Origin of the sequence: Agrobacterium tumefaciens, from assembly GCF_031801495.1 — a bacterium.
GTDB classification, from domain to species: Bacteria; Pseudomonadota; Alphaproteobacteria; order Rhizobiales; family Rhizobiaceae; genus Agrobacterium; species Agrobacterium tumefaciens_K.
On the sequence record NZ_JAOEGC010000007.1, the window covers coordinates 152,476 to 165,909 of the forward strand.

Genomic DNA, 13,434 nt, shown 5'->3' on the forward strand with positions numbered 1-13,434 from the left:
ATTCTCCTCTTCTCAAGACCGCGCCCGCCGCGGTCCGTCACGGAGGTCCGGAGACGGGGGCCGGTGATCGAGACCATGCACCGGAACGGCCGCAACAGCGTGGAGGACGGCAAAGCCGTTGCATGGGCGCCCGGCTCCTGCAGGACCGCCGCACGGGACGGACCGCGACAGGCGTGTCCCAAGCTTCCTCTCCACTTGGAAAAGGCCGGCGCACGCGGGCGCCAGGCTAAGAGCAAGAAGAAGGGCGGGGTCGCCCCCGCCAGTGATGCTGTCACCCGAAGGCCGCCATCTGAGCTTCGGCCGCCTCGCGGTCGAGCGAAGTACCCGGGTTCTCGACCGGTCTGTCGAACGGCTTCCAGATTTCGCAGACAACCTGCTTGTAGGCGGCCACCGCGCCTTCGGCTGCCATCCGCAGCGCGTGGGCTTGGATGCCCATGTCGGCTGCGAATTCCCGCTTTCGCTGGGCGGCGCTGTCATAGCCAACCGGACCGTCTAGGTCCTCGTCACGGGCATCATTTGCTGCCTTCGCGGTTGCGTCGCGCGCCTCGGTGACCGCGCGGGAGTAGAATTGTCCGGCGCCGTGCGCCGATCCGACAAAAGCTCCGACGATGCGCTGCAGATGGATCTGCATGGCCTTCTCGCCGAGCCCTTCGGAGAGGCTGTCAGCGGTCGAGACGATAAGCCGTTCATGCAGGCTGCGGATGCCGTCACTGTCGACGATGGCCGTGCCGAAGCTTTCGGCGATCTTTTGCGCCTGAATGGCGTCGGGGCAGGTGTGGCGGACCATTTCGAGGGAGGTGCCGCGACGAAATTGCGCCGATCTGGCGTAGGGGCGATTGGGGGTGGTAGGCTTGGCCATGTCTGTTCCTTCCGTGGCTGGCGAAGCGGTTCCGGCCCGTGCCGGTCTGCCCTTCGATGCGGGCACTCAAGAACCGGCAAGGGACGGGTGGCTTCACAGGTCCGGTCCGGCTGAGCCAGCAGTGCAGGTTTGCGGACCAGCAGGTTTTGACCTGCTTGAGGCCGCGAGCCTGCCCTTGCGCAGGGAGGCTGGGGCGGCCGCCCCGCGGCGCGCAAGCGGCCTTGAACCCACCGGCCGTCGGTTCAGACCGCAGCGAAACAGAAGGGCAGTCCGGCACGGGTCCGATATCAGATGCAAGCAGTAAACGGACGATATGGCAAAGTATGCCACCCATGAGAACGTCAGCCCCAAGTCAAAATGACGGGCAAGCTACCCGATCTCAGACCGACCTATCCCGCGAGATGGAACAGGCGCATCGCCCCAATGCACGAGCTCACAGATGCGCTGCCCTCGAACCGCCAGTCTACATGCGACCGCGTCGAGTTCTCCCAGTCGTTCGAAGGCAAAGAGGTTCCGCAAGTTCCAGATATAAAGGGACGAGGACCGGATCGGCGACGCGCCCGGCTCAGGACCTCAAACGTCGTCGCCTGCCGTCCGGCACGCACCGCAATCTGCCGAGTGAGACAATCGAGATGGCGCAGGATTTCGCGCCGTGCACTGACGGCTTTCGCCAGCGATATCGATGCGCGGACGTCAATCATGGTACGCTCCCTCGGCTTCGCCAGCCGATAAAGGAGGACGGCCCATGATACTCAGCATGACGGGCGAGATCGATGACAAAGCCGAACTGACCGCGCCCGGCATACTCGTCGCTCGGTACAAGGAAGCGACGCTCATCCTTGGCAGCACTTCGGTCACAGCCGACGATTGCCACGACCTCGGTCATGCCGGGGTGCTGATCGGAGAAGATCGCTGATATGACGACGTGGTCCGCGGCATGACATTCATCGAAAGCCCGGCGATCCTTGGCCCAACTCTCGCCCTCGGCGAGTTCGCAGCCGTGGATTGCCTCCCACGCATGCGGCCAGGTATTGCGAATGGTCTTCTCGGCAGTGGACCGCTCGTAACCGGTGAACAGCTCCGGAAAGCTGAAGGCCACGATCGCCCATTCGCAATCTTCCTCGTACCATGGTGTGTCCTTTCGCAGCAGCGGATGGATTTTGGCATTTCGGTCGGCAGAGAGGTGAAAACCACCGTGGCCGGCCGTGCTATAGGCGATGACGCCATTGGAATAAACGACTGCCATCTGCGATGCCCCCCAAGGCGTGCTCGCCGACATGCGGGTCTGCACGCGATTCAGCGCAGCCAGATCACGCTTGTGCCCGGCCGTCTCGACAACACGCATCCGAAACTCGGTCTCGTCGGCCACGCGGCCATCGTGCCCGATGAAGTCGGCGCGCGTCAGCTCAGCGAGTGGCCGACGAACGAAGACCGCGCTCGTGAGAAAAGCAAAGCCGCTGGGTGATGTGACCATGGCGAGGACCAGGTCACCGATGCGGGCGACGGGTAGACCGTCCGCGCTGGTGGCAAACTCCACCCCCGAAATATCGGGGGTGGATGCAACCGGGAAAGCGGCGGTCATGCTGCTGCCCTCTGGTCGAAGTCGTGGTCGTATTCTTCCTCGGGTGTGACGCCAGCATGCTCCGGATCGTCATGGCCGACATCGTCATCGACCTGCCCTGCCTGCTCTTCACTGACGTCGTCGGCATCATCCTCATCGTTGCGTGAGCGAGCGACGATGACATCGGTGGCAGCACCCGCCCTTATCCATTCAAGCAGCTCATCGGCCGGCGGCGCGAAGCGGCCCGATGAGTGAACGAAATGCTCGTTGGCAAAATGCTCGACGAGCGCTGCTCGGGTTTCCCGAACCTTCTGCCGCGGCTGTAGCGATGCTTCGGCGCAAGATGCTCCCAGCGCTTGGCGCGACAGGCATAAGAGGAAGTCTTCCGAACCCATGTTTGGCAGGAATTCGTCGGCGCCGATCGCGTCGCCGGCGATGCGCGCGATCATGCCGCTGTTTGACATGCCGCGGCGGCAAGAGAGAACGTCGATCAGCACGGAGCGAACCGCGACCCTCAGGGTGTCTTGATCGAAGGCGAGCTTGCCATGCTCGTCAAACAGTCCGACCGCATGGCGCGAGAAGCGCTTGCCGCCGTAAAAAGTCCCATCCGCGCCGGAGTCGACGCGGACATTCTGGCCGGCAAAGGCCAGCACCATCAGCGCCATCAGCATATCGTCCTCGATCGGCGCGCGGCCGAGTGCATCGTGCAGGGCATCGGTGCGGAAATCGCCGATCATGTCATGACCCTTCTGGGTCACATCCGGCCGGGCCTTCGGCGCGATGATTGCATCAGCAGTACCGCCGTCGGCGATCGGTCCGTCGCCAGCAATCCCCTTGGGCTTCGCCATCTCCGGCATGCGGTAATGCACCGTCTGAACCTTGCCGTCGCGATCGAGATAGATCGCCGTGTGGTCGGACTTCGACGGCTTGCCGTAGACCTGAGAGGCCTTCTTCGGCAGTTCCGGCTGGCCCCAGCCGTTGACCTCGACGATCCCGCCCTTCTTCGGCAGATTATTCGTCATCCACTCGTGCTGGGCACCGAGGAACCCTTCGACATTCGTGGTGTAGCGGCCATCCTGGTCGGCCGGCGCGAAGAGATCCTCGACCCATTCAACGCCATAGGCCTGAGCGAGATCATCGCCAAAGCTTGCATCTTTGGCATACATACGCTTCTTGGTCAGCGCATTGGCAACCTGCCACCAGGGCGCGTTGTCACCCCTCTTAGGTTTGTGGGCTTTCCAGACCTCCTTCTGATCCACTTGACTGGCAGCCGCAATCACGCGCAGCTGTTGCTCGTTCGGCATATCGCCAAGGGCCATCTGTTCAAGCATGGCCGGCAGGACATTGGCGAGCAGGCGCAGCTTGCGGATCTGGCGGACGGGGAGGGCAAGAGCAACCGCGATCGCTTCTTCGGTCCAGCCGAGAGCAACCAGCCGTTCGATGCCGCGCCATTGGTCGACGGGGTTAAGAGCCTCGCGAACGCTGTTCTCGACCATCGAACGCATCGCTCCGTTATCGCTCGCCGCATCGACAACCAGGATCTCGATTTCTTCGAGACCGGCGGCAATAGCGAGCCGGACGCGGCGATGGCCGGCATCGATGATGTAGCCGTTTCCGCCATCCGTTTCGGGTGCAACCACCGGCGGCTGGACAATGCCGACGGCCTTGATCGTCGCCAGCATCAACGCGTCCGCCTGCGGCGACGACTTCGACTGGCGCATCCGGTCGGGGTTTTCCTTCAGAGCGCGTGGGTCAACCTTCATGATCTGCATGGGATGAGTCCTTTCAGGAGAATTCCGGACCGGCGCCTTGCCAGCCCTTCCTGTCTTCATTTTTCTCGAAGACACCTCCAGGCCCGCCGATCGGCCGGACTGACGCAACTGCAACCGAGCATCCCTGTCGCGAAGAACAAGCGGGGCTTTTGGGCCCTGCGAAGGTCGAGTGGCCGGGATGGCGCAGGTGGCGGTTGAGCGACAGCGGCGGCAGGAGAACAGATCGGCGACCGGTTCCTTTCTCCTCCTGCTCTTCCGCTTCTCTGTTGAAAGATCGGCGCGCGCACGCCGCGGCCAAAGCAGCACGTGAAAACCTCGGCTGGATACAGAAACGCAAAAAGGGCGCTCAACCCACGAGGGGAGCGCCCTTTTACTGATCCCGGACGACATCGAAAGCCACCGCAAGAGCGGTGGCAGGACATCATCTGAACGGGAAGTGATCCTCAGATACTATCGAGGGTCAGGGATTTCAAGTATTTGCCCCCGCCATCTGATGAAAGCTATGGCGGGAGCAGGACTAAGCCGCAAGACACGCTTGGGCTTACGTTCGTCATGCGGCGATCTGGTCTGCTTCAGCAATGGCCGAAGCAGCCAGTTCTTCCTCGATCTCGCGAAGCCGCTTCCTTTTCGCGCCAAGCTCGTCAGCGAACTGGAATGCGCCACCAGTGCGCCATTGATACGAATTCAGCCGGCGTCCGGCCTCGTCCAATCGGCGGCGATATTGCCGCTGCTCCTCGTCGAAACCATCAAGCGCATGCTCCAGACGCGAGATCGCGCCAAGCGGCGTGACGGTGATGGAGAGATCGACCTCATAGTCGGCGCCAGTGCGCTGGAGCAGCGTCTCGAAACGATAGCCATCGCCCTTGCCAAAACGCTCCCCTTCATAGACCAGATCGAAGCCGCCGATCGTCGCCAGATGCACCTCGCCCTCCTGCTGGAGCTGAAGCAGCGTGAGGATCTCCTTCATCAGTGCGCGACCGGCTTCCTTGCGCTCGGTATGGTTCTGACCGAGCACCGCCATCGTGAAGGCGTCGCCGTTGGTCGGCCGGAGGCGTGCGATGTCCTCGCCGATCTCACGTATGCGCCGCGTCGAGACCTCGATCTCGCGCTCGGCGTCGCGCATCTGCCGGCGGACGGCGTATTGGTCGTCCTCGTGCGCGGCACGCAGACGTTCGAGCCGAGCGATATCGGCCTCCAAACCGGCCTTCTGCATCAAACGCTCATCGCCGGATGCGATCGCCTTGGCCATGGCGAATTGGTTCGCGGCCCCTTCGCCAACGTCCTCCAGCCGACGGATCGAGGTGTCGCCGGAGAGCGCGGCGGCGATGAAGCGGGCTTTGCGCTCATTGTTCTGCCACATGGAGGCGTCGAGTGATCCCTCGGTGGCATAGGCGAAGATATCGACTTCGTCGTGCTGGTTGCCCTGGCGAATGATCCGGCCTTCCCGCTGTTCGATCTGCGACGGCAGCCATGGCACATCGAGATGGTGGAGGGCTTTGAGCCGTAGCTGAGCGTTGACGCCGGTCCCCATGGTCTCCGACGATCCGATCAGGAAGCGGACCTTGCCCGCCCTGACATCGCCAAACAACCGCTGCTTGGCCTCGGTCTTTTTATAGTCCTGCATAAACGCGATCTGCGCGGCGGGCACGCCAAGCTGGATCAGTTCGTCTCGGATGAAGCGATAGGCCGAGAAGCCGCGGGTTTTCTCGACATTAATCGTGCCGAGATCCGAGAAGATCATCTGGGCGGCGCCTGGCAGATCAAACTCCTTGCCGTCAGGGCGACGATAGATGGCCTCGCCGGTCTCCGTCCATATCCGGTGGGCATTGCGCACGAGGAGATTGAGCTTGTTATCTGCCTCGTTCCCGGCCGCCGGCATCACGAAGCGCAGGTCGATCGCGGCATGGCGACCATCGGTGATCACCGAAAGCAGAATGTCGTCACCTGGCTTTGCCGGCCCCTCGCGCTTCTCGATCGCCTTGATCCGTCCATCGAGCATCTGCTGATAGCTCTTGAACAACGCCGTCGGCTTGGCCGTCAGGATCTGACGCCGCCTGGTCGAGATGTTGGGCACCTTCACATATTGCCGGAGATCCTCCGGCATGACGACATCGGCGAAGGAGCGGAACATGGCGATCAGTTCGGGCACGTTGACGAAGCTGGCGAAGCGGCTGACCGACTTGTATTTGCCAGACGGCTGGATTTCGAGTTCGGTCGTCGTATCGCCAAAGCAGGATGCCCAAGCATCGAATTCGTGCAGGCCGCGTTCAGAAAGAGCCGCATGGCCAAGCAGGCGCTGGATCGAGAACATCTCGCCTACCGTATTCGTGATTGGCGTGCCCGACGCGAGAACCAGCGCGCGGCCGGGGTTCTTCGTTTCGATATAGCGGGACTTCACATAGAGATCCCAAGCACGTTGCGAGCCGTTGGGATCGATGCCCTTCAGCGTCGACATGTTGGTGGCGAAGGAGAGCTTGCGGAATTCCTGCGCCTCATCGACGACGATCTGGTCAATGCCGATCTCCGAGATCGTCAGCAAATCATCCTTGCGGGTGGCGAGGCCTTCGAGCCGTTCCTGCAATCCCTCCTTCAACCGCTCGAGCCGCTTGCGCGAGACGCGGTCCTCGCTGTCGACCTTGGTCAGCAGATCCTCATAGAGTTGGAGCTCGTCCTGGATCATCTGCTGTTCGAAGGCAGAGGGGACAGCGATGAAGCGAAACGCCGAATGGGTGATGATGATCGCATCCCAGGTCGCGGTCGCAGCCCGCGACAGGAAGCGAGCACGCTTGTCCTTGGTGAAATTCGTCTCGTCAGCGACCAGGATCCGCGCGCTCGGGTAGAGCGCCAGGAATTCCCGGGCAGCCTGCGCCAGGCAATGGCCGGGTACGACCAGCATCGCCTTAGCGATCAAGCCGAGCCGGCGCTGTTCCATGATCGCGGCGGCCATGGTCATCGTCTTGCCGGCACCGACGGCATGGGCGAGATAGGTGGCCCCGTCGGCGATGATCCGCCATATGCCGCGTTTCTGGTGTCCATAAAGAACGAAGGCGCCAGAGGCGCCGGGTAGTTTTAGGTGAGAACCATCGAAAGCCCTTGGAGCGATGTTGTTGAAACGATCGTTGTAATCACGGGCCAGCCTGTCGGTGCGATCGGGATTGGTCCAGATCCAGTCCTGGAAGGCTTGCTTGATCCTCTGCAGTTTTTCGCGGGCGGCCTCGGTATCGACGACATTAAGCACCCGCCGTTCTCCGTCGACATCCTTGAAGGTGTCAAAGATCTGGGGAACACGGCTGTTGAGCGCATCGGCGAGCAAGTCGCCGGCATGGCGGCGGCTTGTGCCCCATTCCGATGTGCCGGCGGCGCTGTAGCCGAGTTGCCGGGCCTCCACCGTCCATGACCCAAGTTCCGGCATATGGTGGATGCGGATATCGGCGTCCATCTTCTCTTTGACGAAGGCGACGACATCGGCGGCCGGGATCCATGGCGCGCCGAGACGCGCGGTTATATCGGAGGGGCGAAGGTCGGCCGGCTGCACATCGGTCAAAGCCCGGACATTGCGCTCGTAGGCCGAATCGAGTTCGGCCGCGGCCTGCGCCACCGCGAGCTTGGTGCGCACTGCACCCGAGAGATATCCGTCCGCCGTTTTCCAGGACCCATCGGCAGGATCGTGGAACACGGCCTCGCCCAGCTCGTCGACCACGTCAGCGGCATCGCGATGGAGCAACTCGGCGATATGGTCGATATCGACATGGCCGCGTTCGTTCAGCACGACGGCGAGCGCATCTGCCGGCGATGTGATGGTCGGCGCCGCAGGCGGCGCTATCATGCGTTCGGAGAAGATTGGACCAGGCTTTGCCGTGTCGGTCTCCAGATCGTAATCCTCGATCGAGGCGACCAGCCAGCAATCCGGATCGTCGCGAAACGGTGCCAGGTTCGCCTGGCGGTGGGTCTCCTTGACCTCGCCGGTCTCCACGTCTTCATGGATCGAGACGGTGGTGTGGTTGACCGGCCCGAAATCACGCACGAAGCTCGACCAGGCGATGCGCAGCCGGACCTGAAGATCGCGCCATGGCCGGTCGGTTTCCTGCGCCTTCAGCAAGTCGCGCACGGCATCACGGATCGGGACCAGCTTGGTGATGATCCGGATATGCTTCTCAGAAATCCCATCGCCCGACCGGCCCTTGCGGACAGTAACCGGCACGGCCGCGCCGTTGAGCACTTGCATCAGGCCCTTGGAGCGGTCGAGGAAGAAGCTGCCCTCGCGGACAGGCCCGCCCTTCGGCTGCAGATCAACGATCTCTGCGAGCTCGTCCTCCAGATCGATGTCGATGGGCGTAGGCTCGCCGTCATAGATGTAGGCCGGCAAAAGCTCGATGGCAGCCGCGAGGGCGGTTTCAAGATCGTCACCGCGTGGCCGGCACGTATAGGTCTCACCGAACGGCCCGGAGGTTAACGCGTGGGTGCCGAGCACGAAATCCGGGTGCCGGGCGAACCACCTGTTCACACGGATCGCACCTTCGTCATCCGTGGCCGGTCGGACCTCGTCGACATCGAGCCACATCTGATCGCCTTCGGGCTCGCCGGCCATCCGCTTTCGGAAGAACAGGATGTCGACCACGACATCCGTACCGGCGTCGCGGCGAAAGCTCCCCTCTGGCATGCGGATTGCTGCGATCAGATCGGCGGACTTCGCGATATGCTCGCGCGCCGTCGTGTCTGCCTTGTCCATCGTGCCATGGGAGGTCACGAAGGCAGCCAGCGCGCCGGGCTTAAGGAGATCGATCGACCTTGCAATGAAATAGTCGTGTAGGCGTAGACCGAGCGACCGATAAGCTAGGTCCGATCGGACAGTGCGATCGGAGAAGGGCGGGTTGCCGATGGCGAGATCGTAGATCGGCGCCAGATCGGTGCGGGCGAAGTCGCCGTTGATGATACGAGCTTTCGGCTGAAGCAGGGCGACAATGCGGGCCGTGACCGGGTCGAGTTCGACACCAGTGATGTAAGCAGCATCGCGATAGGGCTCAGGCATCAGAGCCGGAAACAGGCCAATCCCAATTCCGGGCTCCAGCACCCGGCCGCCGCGCCAGCCGAGTTTTACGATCCCGGCCCAGATCGCCCGGATGATGAACTCGGGCGTGAAATGCGCATATTGGGTGCAGCGGGCGAGGGACGCATAGTCTGCCTCGGATACCGCCGTCTCGAGGGAAGAGCCGAGATTGTCCCAGCCCTCACGGAAATCGACCGCGCCCGGCCGACGAAACATGCCGTTCGCCAGTTCGCTGGCGCCGAAGCCCGTGAAGCGGATCAACTGGGCCTGCTCCTTTGGTGTCGCCGGCCGGTCCTGCTTGGCAATGCCATCGGCAACTAGGATTGCCGCGACATTCGCGCGGGCGCGATCCTTCCAGGTGGCGCCCAGGTCGCGGTCGCCGTCAAGATAGAAGTTTGCCCGAGACCCTGCTCGCCGCACGGGGGTGGCAGCGACGGGGAGGGCAGGTGGTGGTGCGGGCGGAATGGGATCCGGGTCGTCGTCATTGGCAGCATCTGGAGAGAAGCCGCCAAACGCGGTCACACCAAGCCCGAGCCCGGAGGACAGGGCAGAGCTGCCGAACATATCGAAGGTAAAGGGATCGTTGCTCATGGGAAAGTCTCCTTTGGAATAGGGACGAGCGCCATCGTCCGGTCGAAGCTGACCGGCTGCTGCGTAGAGTTTGCGAAGATGAGGTCTGGCTCAGGCCGCCAGGGTGGAGGGAAGGTTGCGCAGATGCACTGGCAGCTTTGCCGCGATCTCGTCATCACTGAGCATCTCAAGCAGCTTCAGGAAGGAGCCTTCCTTGCCACCATAGATCATGACCGTGCGATGGCCCTGCATTGGCTTCGGCCAGCGGCTGCCTGCATAGCCGCGATAGTCGTCCGCGGTGATGCTCCAGATATGCTCGAGGCGTTCGTCGCGACTCATCGCCCGGACAGGGCGGGTTTCGCGATTGAGGATCGCGGAGCGCATCACCTCGACCGCGTTCGGATCGGAGAGATCGCAATATGCGTGGAAGTAGCGGACGGTATCATCGATCGGAACCTCATAGAATACCGAGGTCACCGAACCGGTCATGAACTCACGCATCGCGAAGACTGGTCCACGCATCCAGAGCGGCGGCAGGATGTCGAGCATGTAGGAGTAGGAGCTCTCGTCGATCTCGAACCATTCGCCGGCATAGGTGGCAGACTGATCACCGTTGAAGCGATTGGAGCGTTTGGCGTGCCGGTCGAACAGGCGGAACATGTCGGCGCGCCTAGCAACGCCCTGAAACACTTTGCGGGGCAGGGATATCGAGGTCATCTGCTGGATCCTTTCTAGGTTTGAGGACCGAAGGCAGTAATGTCGTTTCGACCTCACCATCCTCTTCAGTCCTTCATGACCCGTCCCGCCTGGCTGCGTCGGTGCCCGGCCGGGTCAAGGGCCGGCGGATGCCGGGCGGAGCCTCCCTTGATGCGGCTGGCACGCATGCGGCAGGCCTCACCTTTTTCCGTCCTCCTTCCCGTTTCTCCTTTTCCCTGGCTTTCAGGACCTCGTTCCAGTCCTCGGCTGGCGGACGCAGCCTCTGCCAGTCGCAGCCAGTCGCCACGGCGAGCGCACGCAATCGCTCTGCGTAGACGTCCCCTTGCGAATTGGCATCCGTTGCGGCGACCAGTGTACCTCCCCGCTGCAGCGCAAGTTCGCAGAGCGCAGCGTCTGTCGCCGGAGACCACCCGCCACCTGTGCTGATATAGAGAGTTCCCTCACGCGAACCCTCGATCGCTGCGAGGCTCATTGCGTCGATGGCGGCCTCGGTCACACAAAGGCGGTTGGCATTGATCGGGCCGAGCCGGAAAAGAACCTTGGAGCCACCACTGGAAAACCCGCGCCATTCTGGTCCTCGCTCTTCCCAGCCAACCACCCGCTGATGGCTGTCAAGATGAACCGCCCACATGCTTCCAAACGGTCCTTCCCGCAGGACATCCTCTCGGATGGCCTGCCGGACGATAGCTGCTGGAATGCAGCGCGCCCAACACATATAGCGCCAGGCGCCGGAGGCGGGTGATGGCGCGCGCCGGTTACGCCAGCGATCGCCAATATCTTTTACCGGCCCCGACGACCCTGGAGACTTCCATGCTGGGCGGGAAAGTCGAAAACCGACCAGTGAAGCAACCACCCCCGCGGCAGGCCGGAAGCCAATCTTGTCCAGAAACATGACGAGACCGAAAACATCGCCTTTCCGGTCACTGCGTGGATCGAACCAACCTCGTCCGTCATGCGTCACGATGATGATGTCGCCGCCATGCCGGTACTTGACCGCGCGACGCGAGCTTTCCTTCATGTCGACTTCGAAACCGGCCTACTCAAGTATGACCTCGCAACTGACCCTGGCGCGCAGCGCCTCCAACTCTTCTCGCTTCATCGTCTTACCGGTCGCGGCGCGACCGACCTCTCGTCGTTTCCTTTCCGCATTTTGCGGGGCAGCTTCAGCCCCGCCGCGAAGAGCAAAGGCTGCAAGGGCGCGTCTGGCAATTGTAGGATTCGACAAGTTTCGAGCCCAGGCGCGGCGAAGCCTCCCTTGCGGCCGCCAGCTCGCAAGCGGCAGCCGGGTCGGCAAGGCGGCTCAATGAGCCGCCCAAGGATGAAATTCATGAATAATCTCGAGGTCGTCGCTGGCGTCGATCTCGTCGGAGGGCAGGACACCGTACTCGCCGTCGACTTCGAAGACGACGACCGGGACCATGAGGTCACGGGAAAGCTGGAAGGCGTGAGCTTGTGCAAGTGCGAGATCGTGAGACATGTGAGAGGGCTCCATAAGGAGCAGGCCAATTCCCGCTCGATGGCTCCCCAAAAGGCCGGAGGATGGGCGCGATCACCGCATCGGCGAAGCCAAGCGGCCGCAGCTCGCTAGCGGACCCTTCACGGGTTGATCGTGGAAGATCCAGCTTCAGGCCAGGACGCCATCAAACGAGAGCGGGATCGCGCTGCTTCGGCAGCCCCGTCTGTTGTTCACGTTCTGTCGCAAGATCTATACATTCATTTCCTGTGAGAACCCGATACATGGCGGCTCCCTCCGGCCGCGCGACAAGGTGAGTTACGAGCTCGGCCAGGATCGCAAGACCGGGAAGTCCAATGCGCGAAATGTAGCCGTGTTGTAATTTACAAAACTCTGCCGGTCTGCAGGCGCGTGGCCGGTGGGAGATTTGACCTCTGTCCACAAGGTGAGCTTGACTGGCATCTCGAGTTGCCGCTCGAAATTGGTGATTATGTTGGATCCTACAATTGCGTAGGCGACGTCGACAGGTGTCTGTTCTCCAGATCGAAAATCGGGAGAGCGTCATGTCATGAGGTGCGCACCTGAAACGCGCGAGGGTGACAGGTGCATGGGTGAGGCGCAGCTACAGAAGCTGTCATGGTCAATTTCCGCTTTGCGCGAAGCCGACAGCAAGCCCGAATTCGAGAGCCGTATCGCCGGGATCCGCGACGTCTACGGATTTTCTCATCTGACTTTCCTCTCCGTTGAAATGTCGACCCTGGGGCGAGGCTATCTGTCATACAGCACCACATACCCTGAGGAGTGGACGTCGCGCTACATCGAGAGACGTTACGTCAGGATAGATCCCGTTGTCGAAATCTACAGGTCCGGTTTTCAGCCCGTGGATTGGTCATCGCTCGACCGGGCCTCTGACCACACCCGGAAATTCTTCAATGAGGCCCTGGATATGGGGATCGGCCCGAGTGGAATGACGGTTCCGGTCCGCGGGTCATCAGGGTCGCGCAGTCTTGTCTCCGCCACCTCGGCCGTTTTCGGACAAGAGTGGAGCGATCTGCGTACGTCGACCAAACACGATCTCATGCTCTTGTCGCACTACATGCATGAACAGTTCCAAACAGTGACCGGTGCGCATGCCCAAACCTGCCGAGACCTGTCCAGGCGGGAAAAGGAGTGTCTCCAACTTCTGGCGAGAGGTATCACACCGAAGAGAATTGCTTTCGCTCTCCAATTGTCTGAACGGACAGTTCGTCTCTATCTTGGCTCGGCGAGACGTAAGTTGGGGGCTGCGACAACCTACCAGGCGATTGCGAGAGCCAGCTTTTTCGAACTCATCGAAATTTAAGCCCCGTCATTCGTCACCTTTCTGTTCGCCTGAATTCTCCTAAAGTCCGGCGGACAACCAATATTGGGCGGATCCGAAACGGCCGGCACTTCTGGCATCTGTCAATCTGGCAA

General features: G+C 61.8%; 8 protein-coding genes and 1 pseudogene. 2 read left to right on the forward strand and 7 right to left on the reverse strand.

Annotated features, from left to right (window positions below):
* Positions 1–271 precede the first annotated feature (271 nt).
* The 7 genes from N7578_RS23435 to N7578_RS23465 form a co-directional block, all read right to left on the reverse strand.
* Positions 272–859, reverse strand: coding sequence for a hypothetical protein (locus N7578_RS23435; RefSeq protein ID WP_311112720.1), 588 nt, complete (start codon positions 857–859; stop codon positions 272–274).
* Between the two features lie 697 nt (positions 860–1,556).
* Positions 1,557–2,441, reverse strand: coding sequence for a DUF7007 domain-containing protein (locus N7578_RS23440; protein WP_311112721.1), 885 nt, complete (start codon positions 2,439–2,441; stop codon positions 1,557–1,559).
* Positions 2,438–4,192 (reverse strand): ParB N-terminal domain-containing protein, encoded by a 1,755-nt coding sequence (locus N7578_RS23445; RefSeq protein WP_311112722.1) that lies wholly within the window; start codon positions 4,190–4,192, stop codon positions 2,438–2,440. The genes N7578_RS23440 and N7578_RS23445 overlap by 4 nt, the downstream gene beginning before the upstream one ends.
* Before the next feature lie 550 nt (positions 4,193–4,742).
* Complete coding sequence (locus N7578_RS23450; protein WP_311112723.1) at positions 4,743–9,830, reverse strand: DEAD/DEAH box helicase family protein; 5,088 nt, start codon at positions 9,828–9,830, stop codon at positions 4,743–4,745.
* 90 nt (positions 9,831–9,920) lie between these two features.
* Positions 9,921–10,526 (reverse strand): DUF1419 domain-containing protein, encoded by a 606-nt coding sequence (locus N7578_RS23455; protein ID WP_311112724.1) that lies wholly within the window; start codon positions 10,524–10,526, stop codon positions 9,921–9,923.
* A gap of 73 nt (positions 10,527–10,599) precedes the next feature.
* On the reverse strand, positions 10,600–11,544 hold the full coding sequence (locus tag N7578_RS23460; RefSeq protein WP_311112725.1) for a DUF3991 and toprim domain-containing protein: 945 nt from the start codon (positions 11,542–11,544) through the stop codon (positions 10,600–10,602).
* Between the two features lie 282 nt (positions 11,545–11,826).
* Positions 11,827–12,003 carry a hypothetical protein gene (locus tag N7578_RS23465; protein WP_311112726.1) on the reverse strand — a complete coding sequence of 59 codons (177 nt, stop codon included), beginning with the start codon at positions 12,001–12,003 and terminating at the stop codon, positions 11,827–11,829.
* A gap of 262 nt (positions 12,004–12,265) precedes the next feature.
* Between N7578_RS23465 and N7578_RS23470 the strand changes: the two are divergent.
* Both N7578_RS23470 and N7578_RS23475 read left to right on the forward strand, forming a co-directional pair.
* Positions 12,266–12,361: pseudogene (locus N7578_RS23470) on the forward strand (cold-shock protein); the annotation flags it as partial.
* A gap of 225 nt (positions 12,362–12,586) precedes the next feature.
* A complete protein-coding gene (locus tag N7578_RS23475; protein WP_311112727.1) occupies positions 12,587–13,321 on the forward strand; it encodes a LuxR family transcriptional regulator in 735 nt (244 codons plus the stop codon).
* Positions 13,322–13,434: the final 113 nt, after the last annotated feature.